We start from the raw sequence: 25660 nt of genomic DNA, 5'->3' as shown, positions 1-25660 counted from the left end.
TCGATCAGGGGGATGACTGAGGACAAAGATCTCTCCGTTAGTCGCGTGCTGCGCGGAAAAGTTGCGTGTTCCAATAAATGCTGTTGGTTATTTTGCCGCGGCGCAGGTCACTGTTTCTCGCTCAGATTATCCCAGTGTTTGTGAGAAGCGATATACTAACAGAACTTGGCAGAGGGTTTGTGGTTGCTGGCAAAAAACGGCTTCACAAAAAAATCATTTGCTGCTATATAGTTAACTACTCTAGTTAAAGAGATTCCTCGGTTTTGGGGCTTGGGGAAGGCTTTTCAGGAAACCCGCATGTTCTTCGGTAGAAAAAAACCACCTCTGGTTGGGATTGATATCAGCTCTACGACAGTAAAATTGTTGGAGCTTTCCTCGAATGCCGGCCGTGGTGGCGCCATGTACCGGGTGGAGGCCTATGGTGTAGAGCCTTTGCCGCCAAATGCAGTTGTTGAAAAAAACATCGCCGATGTTGACGCTGTGGGAGAGGCGATCAAGGCTGTGCTGCGGCGTTCTGCTTCCAAGGCAAAGCAGGCGGCGGTGGCCGTCTCGGGGTCGGCGGTTATCACCAAGGTGATCTCTATGCCGGCCGCCCTGTCAGACCAGGAATTGGAGAGCCAGATCCAGCTGGAAGCTGATCAGTACATCCCTTACCCCTTGGAGGAGGTCAATATCGACTTTGAGGTGCTGGGAACATCGGAAAAAAATCCGGAGTTGATGGATGTGCTACTGGCGGCGTCGCGCAGTGAGAATGTAGACGATCGGGTTGCTGTCTTGGAGTTGGCCGGGCTGACGGCGGCAATCGTCGATGTTGAAGCCTATGCGATGGAGAATGCATGTTCTCAACTCGTTGACCAGTTGCCTGAGCATGGGGTTGACCAGACTATTGCCGTGGCCGATATTGGCGCTACCACCACTACCCTCAACGTTCTGCACAACAACAAGATCATCTACACACGTGAGCAGAATTTTGGGGGGCGGCAGCTTACCGAAGAGATTCAACGGCGGTATGGGCTTTCATTGGAAGAGGCAGGAATGGCAAAGCGCCAGGGTGGTTTGCCGGACAATTATGTGCCCGAAGTGCTGGAGCCATTTAAAGAGGCGATGGCGCAGCAGGTGAGTCGTTCGCTCCAGTTCTTCTTTTCATCCAGTGCCTACAGCAGTGTTGAACACATTGTGTTGGCAGGTGGCAGTTCATCGATTCCCGGTGTCGATGAGTTGATCGAGGAGAAGTTGAGCACGCCTGCCTCGGTGGCAAATCCATTTGCCAATATGTCAGTGTCGTCCAAAGTGAAGCCACAGGCGCTTAGCGCAGATGCTCCAGCCTTGATGATAGCTTGTGGGCTAGCCCTGAGGAGTTTCGATTAATGGCGCGTATCAATCTACTTCCGTGGCGTGAAGCGGAGCGCAAAAAACGGCAGCGGGAGTTTGGTTTCATGCTGATGGCGGCTGTTGTGGTGACGGTCATCGCCATCATCTCATTGCATATGCATATTCAGAGCTTGATTGCTGCTCAGGATAGCCGCAACGCTTTCCTTGGGAGGGAGATTGCTGTTGTTGAGCAGCAGATCAAGGAGATCAGCGACCTTGGCAGAACAAAGGCGGGGTTGTTGGCACGAATGAATATTATCCAAGAGTTGCAAAGTAGCCGGCCTCAGATAGTCCATCTGTTTGATGAGTTGGTTGCGACTCTGCCGGAAGGGGTCTATCTGACCAAAGTCAGTCAGTCGGGAACACGGGTGAAGATTACAGGGCGGGCGCAATCTAATGCCAGGGTCTCTGCATTTATGCGCAAAATCGAGGCATCCCAATGGCTAGGCAAACCCAACCTTAACTTGATCGAAAATAAAGAAGAGACTGGTACTGGTCTTAGTCATTTTGTGCTGGTTGCGCAGCAGATCTCCCAAAATAGGGAGGAAGACAAGTGAACCTACAGGAGCTCAATGAACTCGATTTTAACAACATTGGCCAATGGCCGATGGTGGTCAAGCTTATCCTGGTATTGATCGTGTGCGTGCTGGTTGGGGCCGTCGGATATTATGTGGATACTGAAAAGCAGCTCAAAAAGCTGAAACAGGTTGAACAGAAAGAGTTGAAGTTGCGTGATGAATTCGTCGAGAAGCAATCGAAGGCGGCGAATCTTGATGCCTATAAAAAGCAGCTTGAAGAGATGAAGCAATCGTTCGGTGCCATGTTGCGCCAGTTGCCGAATAAAACCGAGGTTGCTGATCTGTTGGTCGATGTTTCGCAGACTGGGCTGGCAGCAGGTCTGGAATTCGAACTGTTTAAGCCTCAAGGAGAGGTGCCACGAGAATTCTATGCAGAGTTACCAATCAAGATCAAGGTGAATGGTTATTATCATGAGTTTGGTGATTTTATAAGTGGTTTGGCTGCCCTGCCACGAATTGTCACCATACATAATGTAAATATCTCGCACCGGAAAAAGAGAACAGCGGGGGCAGATGATGGCCGCCTGATATTGGAGGCAACAGCTAAGACCTACCGCTATATGAACGAGGAGGAGGAACAATGATGCTCTCCTCTCCTACTATGCGCTCAAAGTGGTGGTTTGTTCTGGTGCCGCTTTTTATGATGGCAGGGTGTACTGAGTCCCGTGTTGATGACCTGGAACGCTTCGTTGCTGATACCAAGTCAGCGACACCGCCCCGTATAGATCCTCTGCCAGAAGTGCAACAGATTGATACCTTCTTGTATGAGAGTGGGGGGCGACGTGATCCCTTTTCATCGGAGGTCCAACAGACAGAGATTGACCGGGTTACCGTGGATGATGGTGTTTCGCCTAACTTCAATCGACGTAAGGAGGAGTTGGAACACTTCCCGCTCGACTCGATTCGAATGGTTGGTACTCTGGAGCAGGATGGAACCACTTGGGGTTTGGTGCAGACGCCTGAAGGCACGATTCACAGGGTGCGGGCTGGGAATTACATGGGGCGGAATCATGGGCGGGTGACTGTGATTTCGGAAGAGAAGATAGACCTGACGGAAATTGTTCAGGATGGTTTAGGCGGATATCGTGAGCGCTTGGCCTCCCTTGCGTTGACGGAATAATCCAGAGGATTTATGAAATGAATGGTTTGCCAGCGGCAATCAGGAGCGGACTGGAAGAAGGCGTCAACACGCCGTCACGAGGGATAAAGCCCAAGTGGTTCCTGTACCTATTGCTTACCCTGTGGATTCTTCCGGTAACTGCGTTTGCAGATAATCAGCTGAAATCTATCGATTTCTCCGCACTCCCCGGCGATCAGCTTCAGCTCAGGTTGTCACTTTCCGAAAAGATTGTGTTGCCAGCCAGCTTTACGACCGAATCGCCGGCGCGAATCGCCTTGGACTTTGCAGAAGTAAGTAGCGCGCTCGACTATAAAACATTGCCGATTGGTGTTGGAGCCGTACAAAGTGTCACAGCCCTTGAGGCTGGAAACAGAACGCGGGTGGTGATCAACCTGATCAGCACAGTAGCATTTACTCTCAAGGTAGATGGCTTGGATGTGGTGTTGACCTTGGATGCGGGCAACCGGGGATTGGTTGAGTCACCGGAGAAAGGCACAGAAGAACCTCAAGTCGCGACTGCAGTAGCTGCTAAAGCAGCTGGACAGGCCGATAGCATTGAGGAGATCGATTTTAGGCGCGGAACAGATGGAGAGGGCCGCGTTTTGGTGACGTTTTCAGATCCTACTATCGCAGTTGATGTGCGGGAAGAGGGTGGTCAGGTATTGATGGAGTTTTTTGGTGTGACTGTGCCGTCATCCTTGGTGCAAACCCTGGATGTGGTTGATTTCGCGACGCCAGTGACAAAGATTGAAACAAGGCCGCGAGGGGAAAATGTTATTGTTTCGATCTCCACAACAGGCGAATACGAATACATGGCGTATCAAGCAAATGATGTATTTGCTGTGGAATTGCGACCTTTGAGTAAAGCTGAAAAGGAAGCTTTGCAGAAAGAGCGGTTAGTCTATTCGGGAGATCGGCTATCGCTCAATTTTCAGGATATTGAAGTGCGATCGGTGTTGCAGTTATTGGCCGACTTTACCGGCCTCAATCTAGTGACTAGCGATACTGTTGGTGGACGGATCACTCTTCGCCTGAAAAATGTACCTTGGGATCAGGCGTTGGATATCATTCTCAAATCCAAGGGCCTCTCAATGCGGCGCAATGATAATGTCATCATGGTCGCGCCAACTGAGGAGATTGCGGCGCGTGAGCAGTTGGAGCTGGAGTCGCAGCAAAAGATAGAAGAGCTTGCCCCGCTGAGATCGGAATTTATCCAGGTTAACTATGCAAAGGCCGCTGATCTGGCTTCATTATTGAAATCCTCCGAGAATCGTCTGCTGTCTGAGCGCGGTAACGTTACAGTAGATGTGCGGACCAATACCCTACTGGTGCAGGATACTGCTTCAAAGCTTGAAGATATTCGCCGACTGCTGCAAAGGCTTGACATTCCAGTGCGTCAGGTTCTGATTGAGTCCAGGATCGTGATTGCCAACAATGACTTTACCAAAGCGTTGGGTGTGCGATTTGGTGCAACTACCAGTGCCAGTGCGGGTAGTAATGAAGCCTTGATTGCTGGTGGAATGCCTGGCCATATCTCCTCATTCGGTATTGATAAGGGCACTTTTATGACAACGACTACCGGCCAGCCGATTGCCGCCGGTATTGAAATCCCCGCCGGCTCTGGAAATGAGGCGCTGATGGTAAACCTGCCGGCTACAGCGCCCTCTGGTGCCATCAACTTCCTGGTTGGTAAAGTGGGTTCTTATTTATTGCAGTTGGAGCTTTCTGCGATGCAGTCGGAGGGCAAAGGTGAGGTAATCTCAAGCCCGCGTGTTATCACTTCGGATCAGAATAAGGCAACTATCAAACAGGGCGTAGAGATTCCTTATCAGGAAGCCACATCAAGTGGTGCGACCTCTGTGAGTTTTAAAGAGGCAGTATTGAAGCTAGACGTCACGCCTCATATAACCCCCGACGATAGAATTCGTATGGATCTTGAGATAAACAAGGACAGTCCGGACTTCTCCCGTTCTGTATTGGGTGTGCCGCCACTCGATACTCGTAAGATCGAGACGACTGTGCTGGTCGATAATGGAGAAACGATTGTTCTTGGTGGCGTATTTGAGCGAACCAAGACCCAGAACCGGGAGCAGGTTCCGCTTTTCGGTGATCTGCCTTATGTTGGAGTTCTGTTCCGAAAAACAGAAAATACGGATGAAAACCGAGAGCTTCTGATCTTTGTGACGCCAAAGATTCTTAAGGAATCCCTTCGAATTCGCTAGGCACATCGATCGTTAAATATACAGGCGCGCCTTTTGGCGCGCCTTTTCTGTTTTAGAGTACCTTTTGCAGGCGCATCGTCAAATGGATATATCTGAGTTCAATGGCTAGGCGACAAAGTCTTTTTTTGATTGGCCCGATGGGGGCTGGCAAAAGCACAGTTGGCAGGCAGTTAGCTGAAGTGCTTGGTATGGATTTTCTGGATTCGGATCTCGAGATCCAGAAGCGCACCGGCGTTGATATCCCCACTATTTTCGAATTCGAAGGTGAGGAAGGATTTCGCAAACGTGAGGCCGTGGTTATTGATGAACTGACCGGTAAGGATTCGATTGTCCTGGCGACAGGTGGAGGTGCTGTATTGCGTGATGAGAACCGGCGCAATCTTTCATCGCGGGGTCTCGTAGTTTACCTCTACTGCTCGCCAGAACAGCAGTTTGAGAGGACATGCAGAGACAAAAGTCGTCCTCTGCTGCAGACAGAAAACCCCCTTGCCAAGTTGCAGGAGTTGATGGCGATACGGGACCCGCTCTATAGACAGACCGCGGACATAGTGATTGCAACTGAGCAGCGGAATGCCCAGGCTGTTGCGAGAGAGATCAGTAAACGCCTGGAGTTGATTGACTGATGAGTATCATTTAGGTGGTTGGTGAGAGTTGCATATGTCTACAAATACATTGACTGTTGAGCTTGGCGAACGAAGTTACCCGATCTATATCGGAGAAGCGATCCACCACCAGGCAGAGTTCTATCGTCGCCATATTACAGGTAGGCAAGTGATGGTGGTGACGAATGAGACCATTGCTCCGCTCTATCTTGATGAGACCCTGTCTGCATTGTCTGGGTATGATGTGGCCACGATCATCCTGCCTGATGGGGAGCAGTATAAGACTCTGGAGACACTGAACAAGGTCTTTACCGGCCTGCTTGAACATCGCTTTACCCGTAAGGCGACGCTGGTGGCACTTGGGGGTGGCGTGATCGGTGATATAATGGGGTTTGCGGCGGCATCGTACCAGCGGGGGATTCCGTTTATCCAGGTTCCGACAACACTGCTTTCCCAAGTCGATTCATCTGTTGGTGGTAAGACCGGTGTGAATCACGCGCTCGGGAAAAACATGATCGGTGCCTTCTATCAGCCGCTTGCGGTGTTGGCGGATACTGCGACACTCAACACACTGGATGAACGCCAATTGGCGGCGGGCATCGCCGAGGTGATCAAATATGGCCTGATTGTCGATTCAGCCTTCTTTAGTTGGCTTGAGCAGAATATGGATCGACTCCTGAGCCGGGAGCCAGCCGCCCTCGCCCATGCTATCGAGGTCTCCTGCCGTTGCAAGGCAGACGTTGTGGCGGCGGATGAGCGGGAATCTAGTCAGCGCGCCCTGCTCAATTTTGGCCATACATTTGGTCATGCGATTGAGACTGGGATGGGCTACGGAGCCTGGCTGCATGGTGAGGCAGTGGCCGCGGGCATGAGCATGGCAGCCAATCTTTCACACAGGATGGGCTGGATAACAGAAGATGACCTGCAGCGTTGTTGCAGTCTAATTGAGCGGGCTGGGCTGCCGATCCAGCCTCCCGCTGAGATCAGCCCGGATCGGTTTCTGCAGCTGATGGCGGTCGACAAGAAGGTACTGGATGGGCGACTCCGTCTCGTATTGCTGAAGGGAATTGGGCAATCAGTTGTTACGGATGATTTTGACCATCAGTCTTTGCTGGAAACGTTGGAGTCGTATCAGTAATAATCCGCCTCTCCTGAAAGGTGTGCAGTGGTGATCAGTAGTGATTTTTTCTCAACTCCAGAGCTGGCGCAGCGCCTCGATCTGCTTCGACACCTGATTGAAAACAGCGAGTTGCTGCCTGTCGTGCGGGGTGCAGCCGGTGTTGGTAAAAGCGCCATCGTTGCCCAGCTGCGTAAGCAAGCTCCGGAGTCCTGGCAGGTTTGCCTCGTCGATGCGACGCCCCTGACTCAGCCTGATGTGGTGATCTCGACGATCTGCCGTTGCTTCGGCATTGCGCAGGAGGAGCAGTGGTCAAAGGCGCTGAGCAAGCACTTTCAGATGCTACGCGCTCAGGGCGTGACGCCAGTGATCCTTGTTGACGATGCTCACGAGCTTCCCCACTCTGCGATCATCACCTTGATGCGAATCTTTGAGAAGCAGATTGACGGCCGCCCTCAGGCCAGTCTCGTCCTGTTTGGTAATCCACAGGTCGATACGATACTGACAGCCGCGCCAATTCGGGCAATGGCGACCGACAAACTTCATGTAATTGATCTGCCGGTGATTTCTCTGGAGCATGTCCGCGCCTTCATGGAGTTTATTATCCGTGCCGAGGAGTTGCCGGCACGGCTAGGGTTGAATAACGCACTGCTTGAGCGAATCCACCGGGAGACGGGGGGCAGGCCCGGCGCTCTTGCTTCCTCGATTCTGGATGCGCTCGGGGAGGCAGAAGAGGGCGCGGCTTCGTCTAAGGCTAGCAATATGGCGGTGATCAAGCGCACCGGGATTGCGGTCGTGGTCTTATTGTTAGGTGGCGTCCTGCTGTTTCAAGAGCAGATCAATCGTCTTATCGACCCCGGTGTAATTAAGCGTGGTGCAGATCGGCAAACGTTGCCGGTGGAGTCAGAGATGCTGATGCTGGGTGAACTGGACCAGCTTGTCCCGGCGCCGAAACAGACCCCGGCTGAAGTGCTGCGCCAGGAGCCTGCTTTGGTGCTGGCGAACCAGTCTGACGTAGAGGCCGGGCAAGCTCCGGCGTCTCCACCAGTGCAAATCGACTCTGCGCCAGCCACACCAGCAGAGTCTGTGCAAATACCCGAAGCGAAGGCGCCAGCCGATGCGGAATCACCGGAACCGGAGTCAATGCCCGTTGAGGTGGTTGAGGTGCCATCAGAGCAGCAGCCAGTGTCGACTGACGATGAAGTGGCTGTAGTCGATGAGTCTGTGATGGTAGATGAGGTGACGGCATCTGAGCCGGAGGAAAATCCCGAGCTGCTCCAGCAGGCGGTTGATGCCGCGCCTGAGGTGGGCGGTGAAGATGAAGCCCGAACTGCTGCTGAGTTTGAGTCTGAGCAGAGTAGTGATGCGACTGCTGTCACCGAGACTGAGGAGGTCGAAACCGCCGGTGAATCGCCGACTGTTGTCGCGGAGGTGAAGCAAGAGCTGGAGCTGCTGCCTGCGGCTGGCTTGTTGGAGGCAGCCAGTGTAAAAGACAAAAAAGGGGACTCGCCAGCGCAGACTTCTGAGCCGTTTCGACGCGATGCGTGGCTCAAGAGCCAGAAGCCGGATGCCTACGCGATCCAGATGCTGGGTGTCGGTCGGCTTGAGTCATTACTGGAGTTTGTGCGGCGTCATGGGCTGGAGGAGCGGGCGATCTATTTTGAGTCGCGTCGTAACAACAAACCCTGGCATGTGCTGCTGTGGGGTGTCTATCCTGACAGGAAGAGCGCGAAGGCGGCTCAGGCCGAGCTTCCGGCCTCGCTGCGGCGAAAAACGCTCTGGATTCGCGGTCTGGGTTCGATCCAATCGAGCATGCTTGAATCACCTCGATAGACGAGGTAAAGCATCCATATTTCAGCCACTTAAGAGCAGAATGCCTGCTTCATTCTGGAGCTGGACAGCCTCCCGTTAGGCTGCTGATTGTCAAGCACTGGCTTGTGCTCCATTTCTCATATATGCTACGCGGTTTCGTGCGCGCCATATTGCGGTGCAGCAGGTGCTATTGCCCGGCGATCAGCGCCAAACAGGATTCAACTGCCTTGAATAAGCGCCAAATGTCTGGTTTATATCCGGCCTTGGCGCATTAATCGACCTTAGAGGTTTTGCAATGAACCAAGGTGCTTTACCTCCGCGCCAGGGGTTGTACGATCCCGCTAACGAACATGATGCCTGTGGTGTCGGCTTTGTTGCCAACATCAAGGGCGAGAAGAGCCACCAGATCGTCCAGCAGGGGCTGGAGATTCTTGATCGACTGACCCACCGTGGTGCAGTCGGTGCCGACCCCAAGGCGGGTGACGGTGCTGGCATCCTGATGCAGTTGCCTGATGTCTTCTTCCGCGCAGTCGTCGATTTTGATTTGCCGGCGGTGGGTGAGTACGCGATTGGCATGTTGTTTCTGCCGCGTAACGAGGCGAGCCGCACTGTCTGCGAAGAGGTCGTCGAGCGCCTTATCAAGGAAGAAGGCCAGCAGCTGATCGGCTGGCGTGATGTGCCGGTAGACAACAGCGGTCTCGGCTACAGTGTGACCCCGACCGAGCCGGTGGTGCGTCAGGTGATCGTAGCGCGTGGCGACAACTGTGCAGATCAGGAAGCTTTCGAGCGCAAACTGTTTGTGATCCGCAAGCAGATCGAACAGCTGGTGCGTAAGGCTGAGATGGAAGGCGGTAGCTCCTTCTACTTCAGCTCCTTCTCCTCGCGCACCATCGTCTACAAAGGCATGCTGCTGTCGAACCAGGTCGGTGAGTACTATGAAGATCTGCGTGATGAGCGGATGACCAGCGCCCTGGCGCTGGTGCATCAGCGCTTTTCCACCAACACCTTCCCCACCTGGGATTTGGCCCACCCCTTTCGCATGATCGCCCACAATGGTGAGATCAACACCCTGCGCGGCAATGTCAACTGGATGCGGGCGCGTAAGCACTCGATGGCCTCCGGTATCCTGGGCGAGGATCTGGAAAAGATCTGGCCGCTGATCCCGGAAGGCCAGTCCGACTCGGCCTGCTTCGATAACGCCTTGGAGCTGCTGGTGGCCGGCGGTTACAGCCTCTCTCACGCGATGATGATGCTGATCCCAGAAGCCTGGGGCGGTAACAAGCAGATGGATCAGCAGCGCCGCGCCTTCTACGAATACCATGCGGCCCTGATGGAGCCCTGGGATGGCCCTGCCGCAGTCGCCTTCACCGATGGCCGGCAGATCGGCGCCACCCTCGACCGCAACGGCCTGCGTCCTGCCCGTTACCTGATCACCGAGGACAATCTGGTGGTGATGGCCTCTGAGATGGGCGTGCTCGATATCCCGGAAGAGAAGATCGTCAAAAAGTGGCGTTTGCAGCCGGGCAAGATGTTTCTCATCGATATGGAGCAGGGGCGCATCATTGACGATGCCGAGCTGAAACAGCAGATCGCCAGCGCCAAGCCTTACCAGGCGTGGCTCGATAAGACCCAGATCCACCTGGACGCCCTCCCCTCGGATGTCGCTCCAATGGCTCCGGATGCCGCGACTCTGCTGCGCGCTCAGCAGGCCTTCGGCTACAGCCAGGAGGACATCAAATTCCTGCTCACGCCGATGGTGCTGACTGGCCAGGAGGGCACCGGCTCGATGGGTGCAGACAACCCGCCCTCGGTGCTGTCGCTGCGTGCCAAGCATCTCTCCACCTATTTCAAGCAGAACTTCGCCCAGGTGACTAATCCGCCGATCGACCCGATTCGCGAAGAGATCGTGATGTCGCTGGTGAGCCTGATCGGGCCGCGGCCAAACCTGCTGAACCTCTCCGATGCGGGTCGACAAAAGCGCCTGGAGGTCTCCCAGCCGGTGCTGACCAATGAGGACCTGGAGCGCATCCGCCACATCGAAGACAACACGGGTGGTGCCTTCTGCACCAAGACCCTGCATATCAGCTACCCTGTCAGCGAGGGCGCGGCAGGGATGAAGGCGGCGCTGAGCGCGCTCTGCGAACTGGCAGAGCAGAGTGTTGAAGAGGGCTACAATATCCTGATCCTCTCCGACCGCCGGGTCGATGCCGACAACATCGGCATCCCGGCGCTGCTGGCCACCTCTGCGGTGCACCACCACCTGATCCGTAAAGGGTTGCGTACTGAGTCGGGGCTGGTGGTCGAGACTGGTGGCGCGTTGGAGATACACCACTTCGCCACACTCGCCGGCTACGGTGCCGAGGCGGTCAATCCCTATCTCGCCTTTGACACCATCCAGGCGCAGCTTGCCTCACTGCCTGAGCCGCTGGCGTTTGCCGAAGCCCAGGCCCGCTACATTAAGGCGATTGGTAAGGGGCTGAAGAAGGTGATGTCGAAGATGGGCATCTCCACCTACCAATCCTACTGCGGTGCGCAGATCTTCGATGCGGTGGGTCTCTCCAGCGTCTTCATCGACGACTACTTCAGCGGTACCACCACTACCATCGAAGGTGCGGGCTTGTTGGAGGTTGCCGCCGAGGCAGTGAAGTGGCATGGCAAGGCCTTTGGTGAGCAGCAGATCTACCAGAAGCATCTCGATGTGGGCGGCGACTACGCCTACCGGCTACGTGGTGAGGATCACAACTGGACCCCTGAGAGCATCGCCAAGATGCAACATGCGGTACGTGCCAACGACTGGAACAGCTACGAGGCGTTCGCTAAGTCGATCAACGAACAGAATGAGGTCCTGCTGACTCTGCGCGGCCTGTTCGAGTTCAAGTTTGCCGAGCAGCCGATCCCGCTGGACGAGGTCGAGCCGGCTAAGGAGATCGTCAAACGTTTCGTTACCGGCGCCATGTCCTTCGGCTCCATCTCCTATGAGGCTCACTCCACCTTGGCGGTGGCGATGAACCAGATCGGCGGCAAGTCGAACACCGGTGAGGGCGGCGAGGAGCCCGCGCGCTTCAATCCGCTGCCGGACGGTTCGCGTAACCCGGAGCGTTCCGCCATCAAGCAGGTCGCCTCCGGCCGTTTTGGCGTAACCACCGAGTATCTGGTCAACTCCGATGATATTCAGATTAAGATGGCCCAGGGTGCCAAGCCCGGTGAGGGTGGTCAGCTGCCGGGCCACAAGGTCAACCAGCAGATCGCACGGGTACGCCACTCCACCCCGGGTGTGGGGCTGATCTCGCCGCCGCCGCACCACGACATCTATTCGATCGAGGATCTGGCCCAGCTGATCCACGATCTGAAGAACGTACAGCCCAAGGCGCGGATCAGCGTCAAGCTGGTCTCGGAGGTGGGTGTGGGCACGGTTGCCGCTGGCGTTTCCAAGGCCCACGCTGACCATGTCACCATCTCTGGCTACGATGGCGGCACTGGCGCCTCGCCGCTGACCTCGATCAAGCACGCCGGTTCGCCCTGGGAGATCGGCCTCGCCGAGACCCACCAGACTCTGGTGCTGAACCGCCTGCGCTCACGCATCGCGGTACAGGCTGACGGCGGCATGCGCACCGGTCGTGACGTGGTGATCGCCGCCCTGCTGGGCGCCGATGAGATCGGCTTCGCCACCGCACCGCTGATCGCTGAAGGCTGCTTGATGATGCGCAAGTGCCACCTCAACACTTGCCCGGTGGGCATCGCCACTCAGGACCCTGAGCTGCGCCAGCGTTTCACCGGCAAGCCCGAGCATGTGATCAACTACTTCTTCTTCGTCGCCGAGGAAGCGCGTCGTTTGATGGCGAAGCTCGGCTTCCGCAGCTTTGGCGAGATGATCGGCCAGTCCGAGCGTCTCGACATGCGCAAGGCGATCGGCCACTGGAAGGCGAAGGGGCTCGACTACTCCCGGTTGCTGGCCAAGCCGCAAGCCGCCGAGGGCGATGCGGTCTACAATAGCGAGCGCCAGGACCATGGTCTCGACAAGGCGATCGACAACGAGCTGATCAAACAGGCCGCACCCGCCCTGGAGAGGGGCGAGGCAGTGAAGATCGCGATCGACATCCACAACTACAACCGCACCTTTGGCACTATGCTCTCTGGTCGGCTGGCGGAGCGGTACGGCTTCGCTGGGCTGCCGGATGACACCGTCTATATCAAGGTGAAAGGCACTGCTGGTCAGTCCTTTGGGGCCTGGCTGACCAAAGGCGTAACCCTGGAGTTGGCCGGTGAAGGCAACGACTATGTCGGCAAGGGCCTCTCTGGCGGACGTCTGGTGATCTACCCGCCTAGCGAGTCAAAGATCGGCAAGGCGGAGGAGAACATCATCGTCGGTAACACTGTGTTGTACGGTGCGATCTCCGGTGAGTGTTACTTCCGCGGGGTCGCCGGTGAGCGTTTCTGCGTGCGCAACTCCGGTGCCAGCGCAGTGGTAGAGGGCGTGGGCGACCACGGCTGTGAATACATGACTGGCGGTGTCGTGGTGGTGCTCGGTAGTACCGGCCGTAACTTCGCTGCAGGCATGTCGGGCGGTATCGCCTATGTGCTCGACGAGGCGGGCGACTTCGAGGCTCGCTGCAACCTGGCTCAGGTTGAGCTCGAGCCGATCGCCGAAGAGGACGACGCGCTGGAGGCGCTGGAGCACCAGGGCGGTGATCTGGAGACCCATGGTCGGGTTGATGTCAGTCACGACATGACCCGCTTCGACGCGATCCGCCTCAAGCAGCTGATCGCAAACCACCTGCACTACACCAATTCTGAGGTTGCGAGGAACATTCTTGACAACTGGGAGGCGTACCTGCCGAAGTTCGTCAAGGTGATGCCGGTGGAGTACCGTCGCGCACTGAAGGCGCTGCAGGCAGAGAAGCAGGCCGGGGCCGGCGCCTGATAGCCATTGATTATTGGTCCGCGAAAAACGCAAGACACGCAAAGAGTTTATTGTTTTGCGTTCCTCGCGGATAAAAACCGGAGTTAACTAACGATGGGTAAGCCCACAGGTTTCAAAGAGTTTCCGCGCCAGGACCGCGGCTATGCGCCGGTCGCCGACCGGCTGACTCACTACGGCGAGTTTATGATTCCGCTCAGCGATGAGGCGCTGAGTCAGCAGGGCGCACGCTGCATGGATTGTGGTATCCCCTTCTGCCATCAGGGCTGTCCGGTGAACAACATCATCCCCGACTGGAACGACCTGGTCTATCGGGGCGAGTGGCGTGCTGCCATCGATGTGCTGCACTCCACCAACAACTTCCCTGAGTTCACCGGTCGGATCTGCCCTGCCCCCTGTGAGGCGGCCTGCACACTCAATCTTGACGATGTCCCGGTAACCATCAAGACACTCGAATACAGCATCATCGAGCGGGCCTGGGAAGAGGGCTGGGTGACGCCACAGATCCCCCGCCACAAGAGTGGCAAGCGGGTTGCGGTGGTCGGCTCCGGTCCTGCCGGCATGGCGGCGGCGCAGCAGCTGGCCCGTGCTGGTCATGCGGTGGTGATCTATGAAAGGCAGAATCGCATTGGCGGTCTGCTGCGCTACGGCATTCCCGACTTCAAGCTGGACAAGAAGGTGATCGACCGGCGCATGGCGCAGATGCGTGCGGAAGGGGTCGAGTTTAAGACCAACGTGCATGTAGGTGTCGACATCAAGGCGAAGCAGCTGCTCGAGGCGTACGATGCAGTGGTGCTGACCGGCGGTTCTGAGAAACCCAGGGATCTGCCGATTCCGGGGCGCGAACTGCGGGGCGTCGAGTTCGCCATGGATTTTCTGCGCACCAACAGCCGTCGGGTGCAGGGTGATCAGATCCCCGAGGATGAGTTTATCTCTGCCGAAGGCAAGCATGTGGTGGTGATCGGCGGTGGTGATACCGGCTCCGACTGCATCGGTACCTCCAACCGACATGGCGCAGCCTCCGTCACCCAGCTGGAGATCATGCCGCAGCCGCCGGAGAAGGAGGACAAATCCATCACCTGGCCCAACTGGCCCAACAAGATGCGCACCTCCTCCTCTCAGGAAGAGGGCTGCGAGCGCATCTGGCAGGTCGCCACCAAGGCGTTTGTCGACGATGGCAACGGCCAGGTCAAGGCGGTGAAGTGCGTCAAGGTCGAATGGAATAAGGATGATGCGGGCAACTGGCAGATGTCCGAGGTCGAGGGCTCTGAGTTCGAACTAAAGGCCGATCTGATCACCCTGGCGATGGGCTTTGTTCATCCGGTTCACGAGGGCATGCTCGAAGAGCTGGGCGTGGAGCTGGATGGCCGCGGCAACGTCAAGGGTGAGACCGAAGGTGTGGATGCCTACAAGACCTCGATCGAGGGGGTCTATGCGGCGGGAGATATGCGCCGGGGGCAGTCGCTGGTGGTCTGGGCGATCCGTGAGGGGCGGCAGTGCGCCAAGGCGGTGGACGAATATCTGATGGGTTCGTCTGATCTACCTCGATAAAGCTGAGTTATCGGGCTGGCTAAAAAAGGGGCTGCGGCCCCTTTTTTTGTGGTTGTCACTCAGGTCAGATGGAAAACCGTCAGCTCCTGGTCGGGATTGAAACGCCAGTCGATGTGGGTCCAGCTGGGGGCGATCTCCAGTCCACCAATGTTGAAGCGCTGGTACTTCTCCTGAATGACCGCCTGCATCTCCTGGGGCGTGAGGCCGACACAGATGATGTCGTAGGCATTGGCAATGGCATGTTGTGAGGTGGCCGAAAAGTAGGGGCTCTCGGGGGTTCGAAAACCACTCCACTCTCTCTCTCCACCGCAGTGATAGTTGTTGATTATGAGCGGCTTGCCAAGATATTTGCGCAGTTTGATGAGATTCTTATAGGCGCGCCGGTTAACGAAATTCCAAGCCCGTTGCTCGCCAAACCGGGTGTAGATTGCCGGTGGCACCAGTTCGGCAAGGTGGAAATAGTCACTCATTGTTTTCTCCTTTCAGTTTGATCGGGCCAGTGACGAGGGTGGCCGGCAGATTGTCTAATAACAGTGGGATTAAATCATCGTGTATGGCTGAGGTGCGTGATCCTGATAGAAAAGAGTGTAGTTGACCTGCCTGGGTGGCTGGCTAAGCTGAAGAAATAGCTTGGTTTTATGGAGACTTCAGGTCGGTTATGCTGCTCCTTGTCGTTGCAAGCAGAGAAGCCGAGGTTTTCATGAAGGAGAAGTTGATGGTGCTTCCTAGCACCCATTTTGAGCAGATCAGGGTGGTCTCGATTCCCAATGATCTGGATGCCAGTGAGGCGTTTCGCTATGCCACCGGCATTATTGCCCAGGCCGAGGAGTCAGAGGGCGACTACTCATGGGATGATATTGCAGAGGCGCTGGAGGCGCGGGGTTTTATCCAAGTCGATGTAGTACTCGGTCCTGAACTCGACTGAAACAAAAAGGGGCAACGGCTTGCTGCCGCAGCCCCTCTCTTCGATATCAAGGTTTCGGAAGGCTCAATTGTCGCCAAACTCGTCCATATCCATCTGCAGCAGGATCGCCTTACGCAACAATTTCTGCTCGTTCTGCATGGTCCGCTTGATATTGCTGATCTCCTTCTCCAGGTCCTGAATGCGGTAGATCAGTTCTTCGGCATTCATCTCTACATCCGGCGAGATGCTGATACCGCCGCCAGCGACTGCCCGATTGCCACTGGAGTGTATCTCCGAGACTGACGCGAGTTGTGTTTGATTTGGCTGCTGGTAGCTGACTTCCTGCTGAAGTTCAGTGATTACCGAGTCGATGGCTTTGTCGTCAAGGGTGTGCAGCTCTTCGAGGCAACCGTAGAGCATCAGGCGGTCGCAGATCGAATTGATCCGGCGCGGAACGCCATTGGTGAAGTCAAAGATCTTCTTGAAGACCTCGTCAGTGAGCTCCGGATCATTCTTCCAGCCAACCAGCTGCAGTCGGTGCTTGATGTACTTTTCGGTCTCGTCAGCGCTGAGCGGCTCTAGGTGGTAGGAAGCGATGATGCGCTGACGGAATTGCTCCATGCCGGGGCTTTGCAGGGTGCGCTTGAACTCCTCCTGGCCGAGCAGGAAGGTCTGTACCAGTGCCTTATCAGCAACCTGAAAGTTGGAGAGCATGCGTAGCTCCTCGACAGAGCGGGCCGGCAGGTTCTGTGCCTCGTCCACCACCAGCAGGATCTGCTTGCCCTCAGCATGACGGGTGCGGGCGATCGCCTCCAGATTATGCAACAGGGTGGCCTTGTTGAGGCCCTCGTGGGCCAGACCGAAGGAGGCGCAGACCATGCGCAGCATATCGTCAGGATCGACCTGGGTGGTGACTAGCTGGGCGGCCATCACATCTTTGTTGGATATCTCTTGGAACAGGTTGCGCACCAAGGTGGTTTTGCCGGTTCCGATACCGCCGGTGATGACGATGAATCCTTCGCCCTGCTCGAGACCGTAGCGCAGGTAGGCCATTGCGCGGTTGTGGCCCTTACTGTTGAAGAAAAACTTGTGGTCTGGGGTGAGTTGAAAGGGCTTGCCTTTCAGCTTGTAGAAATCGTCATACATTAGATCTTGCCCGTATGGTCTCTTTACCGTCCCTTGGAGTGGCCGTTGGCCCGGGTCGGGATCTTAATTCCTAGGTCAGTCATGTTAAAGACTTGTCAGGGAACCCCGGCGGCAGCTGCGGAAATCGTGAAATTTCACCGGCTCAATTATGCATAGAAAGGTTTGCTTTGCATACAGCACGAGCCGCAAAGCGTTGATCGGTTCATATCTTGGAAAAAGCGGGGATTGGCATCGGGCGTTTCCCCCTATTGACGCTGCCAAACCGGCTCAACTATCTTCCATGCCTAATGAACGTCGCATAATTTCAATAACCGAAAAGGAGCGTTTATGTTGCAAATCGGAGAGGTGGCACCGGAGTTTGAATTGCCGGATGCCGATATGTATATGGTTAAATCCACAGACTTTATAGGTAAAAAGAACCTAGTTCTCTACTTCTATCCCAAAGACGACACTACCGGCTGTACCATCGAGGCGGTGGAACTTTCGGACCTGGTTGAGACGTTTGAGCAGTCCGACACACAGATTTTTGGGGTGAGTCGGGACAATTGCGTCAGCCATGCGGCGTTTCGTGACAAACATGGTTTGACGGTGCGCCTGCTGGCCGATCCAGATGGCGAGGCGTGTGAGGTCTATGGAGTTTGGCAGGAGCGAGAGGCGCACGGAGAAAAGCGCATGGGAATCGTGCGCTCGACCTTCATCATCGACAAGCATGGAGTGCTCCGGCATGCGCTCTATGATGTCAAGCCCAAGGGGCATGCCGCCGAGGTGCTGCAGCTGGTGCAGCAGCTCTGAGCCAGACAATCTTGGGATGAGGGATTGAAACTACGTACCCAACTGCTGCTGTTTCTGTTTCTCTACGGGTTCATCCCGCTCATTGCTATGGTGGCGATCAACCTTCCGTTCGTGCTCGATCGGATGGAGCTGTTCTACCATAAGGCGCACCTGCAAAACTTGCGCGCCGATTTTAAGGATTTGGACGAGCATCTGGCCAGCCGCCATGTGATCCTGCGCCTGCTGGCGAAACTCCCCGAGCCGGGCACGATTCTGGAACGGCAGCCTGAGAAGTCGTCGTCGGAGATCGATGCTGCCCGGCTGCGCTATACCGGCTGGATCAATGAGACCCTGCGCGACCAGCTCGATATCGTGCAGATTCTCTTCATCGATAATCAGGGGCGACCGCGCTTTTGGCTGGAGCGGGATTCCCGTGACCAGCAGTGGAAGCCAACCATCAAAAAACCTGAACTGCCCTCAAAGGCACTGTTTCAGGCGAGTATCAGGCGGGAATTTGGTTTCGTCGGAGTGAGCCAGATTCGCCTCAATCAGCGCACTAACGACCCGCGTCGGCTGATGACGCTGACCCTGATCAGCCCGGTGTTCGAGCGGGCCAAGCCGGGTGGGCCGATCGGAGCGGTGGCGATCAGCATCGACGTCGGCGGCATGGCTCAAGCCTACCGGGACACCCTGTGGGTCACCAACAACGGCGCCTACCTTGAAGAGCGTCTCAAGGGCGACACTCGGCCGCTTGCGTTTGCGGATTTTCAGGGGCTGGAGGAGATATTCAGGCAGGGTAGCCTGGCGCTCTGGAAAGGAGATAAGCAGCAGGTGATCTGGGTGCCCCTGTTTATGACCGAAGAGTCTGGCCCGCTCTGGGTGGGGCGTTCGGTGGACCCCTCTCCGCTGGCCGAGTTTCGTACCAGCCTCTCGTTGCGGGTGATCTTGATCGTGTTGGTGGCGTTGATCATCGTCCTGCTCTCATCGCGTTGGATTGCCCAGCAGATCGCCCATTTCAGCGAAACCCTGGCCGATGGCATCGGGCGGGTGCTGAAATCGGATCAACCGGTGGCGTTTCATTGGCGTGGCCCGCGGGAGATCGAAGAGCTCGGTGAAAAGCTCACCGCCCTGGCCGAGACCCATGCGCATCACACCCAGGCCCAGCGCGAGCATGCCCGTCAGCTGGAGGAGTCGAACCGCTACAAATCAGAGTTCCTGGCGAATGTGAGCCATGAGCTGCGCACCCCGTTGAATTCGATCCTGCTGCTGTCGAAGATGCTGAGGGAGGAGGGGGACAATCTGGGCGAGCAGCAGTGCAAGCAGCTAAAGGTGATCCACGAGGCCGGCAGCGACCTGAAGGCGCTGATCGATAACATCCTCGATCTCTCGCGTATCGAGGCCGGGCAGGCTGGCCTTGTCCTTGATCAGATTGATATCAGGCGCATGGTAGAGGAGCTGCTGGAGCTGGTGCAGCCCCAGTTCGAGGCCAAGGGGCTCTATCTGAAGGCGGAATTTGATCCGCAGTTGCCGGATGGCTTTCTCTCCGATCAGGAGAAGGTGCGGCAGATATTGAAGAATTTCCTTTCCAACTCGATCAAGTTTACCGCAGAAGGCGGCGCAATCCTGCATGTCTATCGAGACCTGGACTCCGCCTGTTGTCCGCTCTGTTTTGCGCTGCAGGATAGCGGTATCGGCATCCCGCAGGAGAAGCACGAACTGATCTTCGAAGCCTTCAAGCAGGCGGATGGCTCCACCAATCGGCGCTTTGGCGGTACCGGGCTGGGGCTCAGCATCAGCCGTCAGCTAGCGCAGCTGCTGGGCGGCGAGATTAGGCTGCAGAGCCAGGAGCAGCAGGGCGCACGATTCACTCTCTGTCTGCCGCTGCAACCGCCGGCTGATGCTGCGATAGAGCCGCCGCCGGAACAGCCCTCTCTGCTTACCGTCAGTCGGCCGCGATCGCAGCCGGAGGAGCCGCCTGTGGATGCGTTCACGGGGGTGCGTTTGCTGTTGGTCGACAACAACCTGAACAACCTGCTGGCCCTGACGCCGCTGCTCGAGGGCTGGGGCCTGGAGGTGACCGCTGCGGGGGATGGCGACGAGGTGTTGGAGACGCTGAATGAAGAGAGTGACTTCGCCATCACACTGGTAGATACCATGATGCTGGGTATGGATGGCTATGATACGATTCGCCGTATCCGCGAAGAGGCGCGCTTCAGTGCCATGGCGATCATCGCGCTCACTGCAGACACGACGGCTGAAGATCGGGAGCGCTGTCTCGAAGTGGGGGCTGATGATTTCATCTCCAAACCGATCGAGATGGAGGAGTTGAAAACAGTGATCGAGCGGCACCTGCCCGCATGACCATTGAGACAAGCTGACGGACCGCCAGGAGCAGATGAAGCGCTACACCGGATTCAAGTTACTGATCGTTGACGATCATGAGCATAACCTTTTTACCCTGCGGACCCTAATCGAACGCCACATGGATGTGCAGGTGTTCGAGGCGGATTCCGGCCAGCAGGCGATCGACATCGCGCTGCATGAGCCGGCTATCGACCTGATCATCCTCGATGTGCAGATGCCGGGGATGGACGGTTTCCAGACTGCCTCGATGCTGAAGATCCGCAGCAAGACCAAAGATATCCCGATCATCTTTCTCACCGCGGCGTTCAAGACCGAGGCGTTCCAGCAGAAGGGTTACGAGGTCGGCGCGGTGGACTATCTGCTCAAGCCGATCGATGATAATCAGTTGATCAACAAGATCAGCACCTACTTCCGCCTGATCGAGAAGGAGCGTGGCCTCAACCGGGTGCTCGAGCAGAAGGTAAAAGAGCGCACCGCGGAGTTGGCGGCAGCGAAGCGCCATCTGGAGAATATCCTCACCCATATGGGCGAGGCGCTGCTGCTGCTTAATCCGGAGGGAGAGATCGAATCGGTAAACCCTGCCGCCTGTGAGATGCTGAGCTATCCTGAAGATGATCTGGTTGGCATGACTATCGCTGATATCTTCGAGGAGGAGGAGCAGGAGCAGGCGGGTGCCTTCTTCGGCACCTGGCTTGAGGCTCTGATTCGGACCGGAGCGTTGAACCGCATCGAGGCGCGGTTCATCGCCAAGGATGGTCGGCGGGTACCGATACTGTTCTCCCGCACCGCAGTGAAGGATGAGGCGGGGGAACTTCAGCATATCATCTGCATTGCAAAGGATATGACTGGATATGTACGTGAAGAGGATGCAGTTGATTCAGCATCCTGAGGAGTGTGTCATGAGTGAACCAACAGACCCGGAAATCCAAGGTGAAGATACCGTACTAACGGCCAATGCATTGAAGGCGATGGCGCATCCACTGCGCTGGAAGATCCTCTGTTCGTTGGGCGACAGTGAATTGTCTGTCGGTGAGATCGTGGAGCGTACCGGTACCTCACAGAGCAACATCTCCCAGCACCTGGAGCAGCTGCGTAACAAGAACATTGTGGTCTCCCGCAAGGAGGCAAACCGGATCTTCTACCGTATCCGCAACCATCAGTTACTCGACCTGATCGGCACCATGCGCAATGTGCTCTGCCCTGCCAATCTTGATGACCGCTATCCGAGGTAGAAACGATGGATGAAGCGCTGATCGATTTGCAGACTCGTGTGGCCTTTCAGGAAGAGAGCATCCAGGCACTGAATCGTGCGCTGCTGGATCAGCAGCAGGTCATCAATGCGCTGCAGGCGGAGCTGGAGACCGTGCATCAACGGCTGCGTGCGCTCACGCCATCGCCACTGGAAAGTGATGCGGTGGAGCCGCCTCCGCCGCACTATTGAGAACGGCTCACCCCGGTCGACATAGAATAAAAGGGCAATCTTCAGCCAAGCTCTTCCAGGGCGTGGTTAAGCTTCTGTTCAATCGCCCTTTTCAATTTTAGCAGGGTCACGGTGGCTGGTGCCTCATCCTGGCGCATGCTGCTAATCCTGAGTGAGGTCAGATAGATTGGATAGCGCTTGTTGCCTGCCCGTAGTCCTTGCAGAAAACCTGCGGTGGCGCTGTAGATCATCTCGCCATATTCAAGCCGGCTGAACTCACGATCACCACATACCAGAGCCACTGGCATGGCGTCGGATGCTAGGGAGTCGGTGACCAGGGTCAGCTCCATGTAGTCGTCCGGACCGTTCAGCGGTACTCGGCGCCGCTCTATGCTCCAGTCGCCGGACGGCGCTTGTTTTAGCTCGTAAAACTCGGTCTCAGCGAGCAGATTGCCCGCCCCCCCTGGCAGCATCAGTCGCAGCTGTTGCAGGCTGTTCAGAAACCGCCGCTGCTGCAGCATCATGAAGCGTGGGCTATCCATCAGCATCGACTGGCGGAACAGCGCACCCTGTTCATCCAGCAGGTAGATCTGCACCGACTCCCGTTGTACATGAAAAAACAGCTGGATGAGATCTGGCTTATTGTGTCGATAGAGAGCTGGGTAGGGAGTCTGGCGCAGGATGCGGGGGTCGATCTGCAGAGGCTGAAACACATGCTGTGGTGTTTCCAGCGCCTGCAGAAAATGTTCGAAGGAGTCGAGGTTACGCCACTGAAAGCCTTGCTCCTTCTGCTGGATCAGATAGAACGCTTCACTGATGCGAAAGGCGTAACGACCGCCGTGGCCTGGCTGCTGGTTGAAATAACCCAGGATGTGGCGATACAGCCCGGCCAGTCGCTGTGCCACCTGTGGGCCCTTGCTGGCAGCGTGGCTGAATGCTTCGATGTGCGCCAGGGCTGGCATTTGGCTTGGCTGCTGCTGCATTGTCAGCAGCTGACAGAGAGAGTCGAGCAGACCCTCCGGCCCCTCCCGGTGCAGCACCAGCCGCTCGCCCCAGCTGGTTACCACCAGCTCTTCCATATTGATCAATAGGTTGGCACGGGCTGAACCGTAGCTGAGTGGGTCGTAGCGGTCGCTGGTGAGCTGTTTCCCTTCAGCGGAGAGGTGCTGCATCGGATCCTGGCCGAGATTGACGAACAGCGCGATTAGGGTGGGATAGGCGGGGCCTGCGAGCTGGTCAATCGTCACATGTGCGCTCTTGTGCTGCGGGAAGAGGTGCTGGAGATCATAAAAGATAGCGTTCAGTTCGTGGCGTTTGATCGGACCGTGGCTGGGAAACAGATGGGTCAAGGTGGCGCTTCCCCAGACCTGGTTGAGCAGGCACCAAAGCAGCATCTCTACCAGATTGAGGGTGACCTTGATCGGCTGCTGTTGATCGGCCTGTTCGACCTTACCGCGGAACAGCATCCAGCTGAGGGTGCCGGCCTTCGAGGGGCTGTGGTGGAGTGACAGCTCACTCTCCGTAAGATTCTTTGAGATGCCGGGATTGATGCTGTCGATCTTGCCGGGGCGGTGGTCCAGTGCAGTGTAGAGCTTGCGTCCGAGCAGGTTGAGCTCCATCGGGTCGATGGTGCTGGTTTGGGCATGGGTGCGGGCAAAGTCGGTGAGCAGGCGGTAGCTGCGCGAGAGCACGCTGACCATCACGTTGCGTTCACGGATTACCCGGTCGATCTTCCACTCTGGACGGGTATCAAGCATCTGCAGCTGAGTCTGGCTCCAGCCCCACTCCCGGGTCAGTTTGAGCAGCTCGCGGGTGCGCCAGTGATGATGTGTCGAGAGGCGACTGAGCGGCTTGTCGACTTTGAAGTAGAGACAACGCCGGGCCAGCTCAAGGCGCTCCTGGTCCTGCAATTGTGTCAGGTACTCTTCCACCTGACGATACATCAGGATATAGGCATCGAGCTGGTTAAGATCGGTCTCACCGGCGTAGATAGCGCGTTTGGTCTGCAGGGCAAGCCACGGGGTGTCAGGGTAGTGCTTGCTGTAGGCCTCCATCAGGAAGATCTTGAGGATCGATTTGTAGGGTGAGTCGATGCCCTTGTAGAGCTGCCAGAGTGCGGCGCCAAAAAATTCCCCGGCAGGGACCTGATCGAGTCCGCCCAGATCGAGTAGGTCACTGGGCTCGACAAAACGCTTTGCCAGCAGGTTTTCAGTGTAGCGCTGATAGTCCTGCTCCTTGTCGGGGGGCACCAGCCACCAGAGGGGGGGGAGGCCGGCCAGCATTACCGCACTGCGGTAGAACTCCTCCAGCAGCAGGCTGTGTTGGGTGCTGCCGCTGCTCTCGGCATCGAGTTTGGTTGCCTCCCGGCGGCGAAACCGCTCTGGATCGACGAGGAAGATGTGCAGTTCGATACCGAGTGCATCGGCCTCCCGTTCGATCGCATTAATCTTTTTTTGCAGATTCTGGCGTTGCTTCTCCGAGAGGCTCGGGGCATGACAGAGCCAGAGATCGAAGTCGCTGCCAGACGATTGGCCGATGGTGCCGATGCTGCCCATCAGGTAGAGGCCGAGGATGTGAAACACTCGGTGGGCGCGTTTTTTATAATCGAAGCTGCGATTCAGGTGGTGGGCTGCCTCCAAAGCCTTACGCGAGGGGCTGAAGTCAGGGATGCCGGCCGGTACCTTGCTGTTGATGTAGCCTGGCAGTACCGGATGGTTGATGTGAAACAGCAACGGCAACAGCTGCAGCAGATCCTGTTGTGTGGGTCTCAGCTCCCCCAGGATGCGCCGCAGCCGCTCCCGGTGGAGTCGCTGGAAGCGCTGCCGGATGATCTTCAGATCTTTGCGGCTGATTCCCTCATCGAAACTAATGGCGCGCGATTCAGGCATCGCTTTAGCTGGTGGTCTCCTCAAGCTGTTGCTGAGCGGAATCGATCAGGCGTTGCGGATCGAAGCCCTTCTCCCAATGGGCAAGCCCGTAGCGGATCAGTGGCAGTGGTGTCTTATCGGGCAGGCTGAGCGCACCCTCGTGACACTCCTGCACGATCTTTTCGAGCAGCACCCCGGCATCGGCCAGGCTGGTCTCTGGTAGCACCAGCATAAATAGATTGCTCTGGTAGCGGCCGATGGTGTCGGCCCAGCGCAGTCGGTCACGCAGGTAGTGCGCAAAGGTGAGGATGAGCGCTTCGGGTACGGGCTCTTCGGGGGTGTTGGGGATGTTGATCTCCACTATCCCCAGGGTCAGCGGATTGCCGTAGCGGCGGCTGCGCGTCACTTGCACACCCAGTGCCTGCAGGGTGGCCTTGCGGTTGGAGAGGCCGGTCAGCTCATCGGTGATGGTCAGCTCCTCCACCTGACTCTTCAGCACGTCGCGTTCAAGCTGGGTGCTGATCTGGTTGCTGATGTCCTGATAGTAGTGAATGCGCAGAGGGCCGGGTTCCGAGTCGTTGATCTCGCGGATCTCCCGGCGGAACCAGCGTTCGCCATCGCCATCGCCATTGATGGAGATGTGGAGCATGTCGCTCTCATCGAATAGGGGGTGCAGCCCTTCCGGCAGGGTCTGTTTATCTTTGCCGATCAGCTCGGCCGAGTCGAGATGGAGCATCTGCTCCAGGGCCGGGTTGAGCCAGCAGATGCGGGAGTCTTGGTCGAAAGCCAGCATGCCGGTGGGGCAGGCTTCGAAAAACGCTTTACTGAAGTTGATCAGATCACTCATGACCGGAGTTCCAGATTCAATTTTAATGCCCGGGCCAGCGCGACGGAGCG

20 protein-coding genes are annotated in these 25660 nt (G+C 56.6%); 16 read left to right on the top strand and 4 right to left on the bottom strand.

The features are described from left to right. Positions 1-297 precede the first annotated feature (297 nt). The 10 genes from L0Y14_RS16015 to L0Y14_RS15970 all read left to right on the top strand — a co-directional run bounded on the left by L0Y14_RS16015 (position 298) and on the right by L0Y14_RS15970 (position 15291). A complete protein-coding gene (locus L0Y14_RS16015; RefSeq protein ID WP_039959384.1) occupies positions 298-1368 on the top strand; it encodes a pilus assembly protein PilM in 1071 nt (356 codons plus the stop codon). Beyond that, entirely contained in the window at positions 1368-1928 is a 561-nt protein-coding gene (locus tag L0Y14_RS16010; protein ID WP_006475435.1) for a PilN domain-containing protein, read from the top strand. The genes L0Y14_RS16015 and L0Y14_RS16010 overlap by 1 nt, the downstream gene beginning before the upstream one ends. Then, positions 1925-2533 carry a type IV pilus inner membrane component PilO gene (locus L0Y14_RS16005; RefSeq protein ID WP_005958497.1) on the top strand — a complete coding sequence of 203 codons (609 nt, stop codon included), beginning with the start codon at positions 1925-1927 and terminating at the stop codon, positions 2531-2533. Before L0Y14_RS16010 ends, L0Y14_RS16005 begins: the two co-directional genes overlap by 4 nt. Further along, positions 2530-3069: a pilus assembly protein PilP gene (locus L0Y14_RS16000; RefSeq protein ID WP_005958496.1), complete on the top strand. Its 540-nt coding sequence runs from the start codon at positions 2530-2532 to the stop codon at positions 3067-3069. The genes L0Y14_RS16005 and L0Y14_RS16000 overlap by 4 nt, the downstream gene beginning before the upstream one ends. A 17-nt stretch (positions 3070-3086) precedes the next feature. After that, positions 3087-5291: a type IV pilus secretin PilQ gene (locus L0Y14_RS15995; RefSeq protein WP_005958495.1), complete on the top strand. Its 2205-nt coding sequence runs from the start codon at positions 3087-3089 to the stop codon at positions 5289-5291. Positions 5292-5392: 101 nt separating this feature from the next. After that, positions 5393-5914 (top strand): shikimate kinase AroK, encoded by a 522-nt coding sequence (gene aroK, locus L0Y14_RS15990; protein WP_005958494.1) that lies wholly within the window; start codon positions 5393-5395, stop codon positions 5912-5914. 34 nt (positions 5915-5948) lie between these two features. Further along, positions 5949-7031, top strand: coding sequence for a 3-dehydroquinate synthase (aroB, locus tag L0Y14_RS15985; RefSeq protein ID WP_006475436.1), 1083 nt, complete (start codon positions 5949-5951; stop codon positions 7029-7031). Positions 7032-7061: 30 nt separating this feature from the next. After that, on the top strand, positions 7062-8843 hold the full coding sequence (locus L0Y14_RS15980) for an AAA family ATPase (protein ID WP_240991707.1): 1782 nt from the start codon (positions 7062-7064) through the stop codon (positions 8841-8843). A 274-nt stretch (positions 8844-9117) separates the two neighbouring features. Then, a complete protein-coding gene (gltB, locus tag L0Y14_RS15975) occupies positions 9118-13743 on the top strand; it encodes a glutamate synthase large subunit (RefSeq protein ID WP_006475441.1) in 4626 nt (1541 codons plus the stop codon). Between the two features lie 93 nt (positions 13744-13836). Continuing rightward, the gene (locus L0Y14_RS15970) at positions 13837-15291 is read left to right on the top strand and encodes a glutamate synthase subunit beta (protein WP_005958490.1); all 1455 of its coding nucleotides are present in this window, start codon (positions 13837-13839) and stop codon (positions 15289-15291) included. A 59-nt stretch (positions 15292-15350) separates the two neighbouring features. Here L0Y14_RS15970 and L0Y14_RS15965 read toward each other — a convergent pair whose 3' ends face one another. After that, complete coding sequence (locus L0Y14_RS15965; RefSeq protein ID WP_005958489.1) at positions 15351-15761, bottom strand: hypothetical protein; 411 nt, start codon at positions 15759-15761, stop codon at positions 15351-15353. A 245-nt stretch (positions 15762-16006) separates the two neighbouring features. Between L0Y14_RS15965 and L0Y14_RS15960 the strand changes: the two genes are divergently transcribed. Further along, positions 16007-16216 carry a hypothetical protein gene (locus tag L0Y14_RS15960; RefSeq protein WP_139042015.1) on the top strand — a complete coding sequence of 70 codons (210 nt, stop codon included), beginning with the start codon at positions 16007-16009 and terminating at the stop codon, positions 16214-16216. A gap of 63 nt (positions 16217-16279) precedes the next feature. Here the strand turns inward: L0Y14_RS15960 and L0Y14_RS15955 are convergent, their stop codons facing one another. Continuing rightward, positions 16280-17341, bottom strand: coding sequence for an XrtA/PEP-CTERM system-associated ATPase (locus L0Y14_RS15955; RefSeq protein WP_005958487.1), 1062 nt, complete (start codon positions 17339-17341; stop codon positions 16280-16282). A gap of 327 nt (positions 17342-17668) precedes the next feature. On the opposite strand from L0Y14_RS15955, the gene L0Y14_RS15950 reads away from it, so the two are divergent. Genes L0Y14_RS15950 through L0Y14_RS15930 form a run of 5 tightly spaced genes read left to right on the top strand, consistent with a single transcriptional unit; the run spans position 17669 to position 21917 of the window. Then, entirely contained in the window at positions 17669-18133 is a 465-nt protein-coding gene (locus tag L0Y14_RS15950) for a peroxiredoxin (RefSeq protein WP_006475445.1), read from the top strand. Between the two features lie 24 nt (positions 18134-18157). Next, complete coding sequence (locus tag L0Y14_RS15945; protein WP_005958485.1) at positions 18158-20473, top strand: ATP-binding protein; 2316 nt, start codon at positions 18158-18160, stop codon at positions 20471-20473. Positions 20474-20507: 34 nt separating this feature from the next. After that, positions 20508-21365: a response regulator gene (locus L0Y14_RS15940; protein ID WP_005958484.1), complete on the top strand. Its 858-nt coding sequence runs from the start codon at positions 20508-20510 to the stop codon at positions 21363-21365. A gap of 10 nt (positions 21366-21375) precedes the next feature. Beyond that, a complete protein-coding gene (locus L0Y14_RS15935; RefSeq protein ID WP_006475446.1) occupies positions 21376-21708 on the top strand; it encodes an ArsR/SmtB family transcription factor in 333 nt (110 codons plus the stop codon). 5 nt (positions 21709-21713) lie between these two features. Beyond that, positions 21714-21917: a SlyX family protein gene (locus tag L0Y14_RS15930; RefSeq protein WP_005958482.1), complete on the top strand. Its 204-nt coding sequence runs from the start codon at positions 21714-21716 to the stop codon at positions 21915-21917. Positions 21918-21958: 41 nt separating this feature from the next. Here L0Y14_RS15930 and L0Y14_RS15925 read toward each other — a convergent pair whose 3' ends face one another. After that, positions 21959-24784: a class I adenylate cyclase gene (locus L0Y14_RS15925; RefSeq protein WP_006475447.1), complete on the bottom strand. Its 2826-nt coding sequence runs from the start codon at positions 24782-24784 to the stop codon at positions 21959-21961. Positions 24785-24788: 4 nt separating this feature from the next. Continuing rightward, a complete protein-coding gene (locus L0Y14_RS15920; RefSeq protein ID WP_006475448.1) occupies positions 24789-25610 on the bottom strand; it encodes a GGDEF domain-containing protein in 822 nt (273 codons plus the stop codon). Between the last annotated feature and the right edge of the window lie 50 nt (positions 25611-25660).

The organism is Candidatus Endoriftia persephonae, from assembly GCF_023733635.1.
GTDB lineage: Bacteria > Pseudomonadota > Gammaproteobacteria > Chromatiales > Chromatiaceae > Endoriftia > Endoriftia persephonae.
The sequence above is the reverse complement of the archived record's forward strand: the minus strand, read 5'-3'. Positions and strand labels throughout refer to the sequence as shown.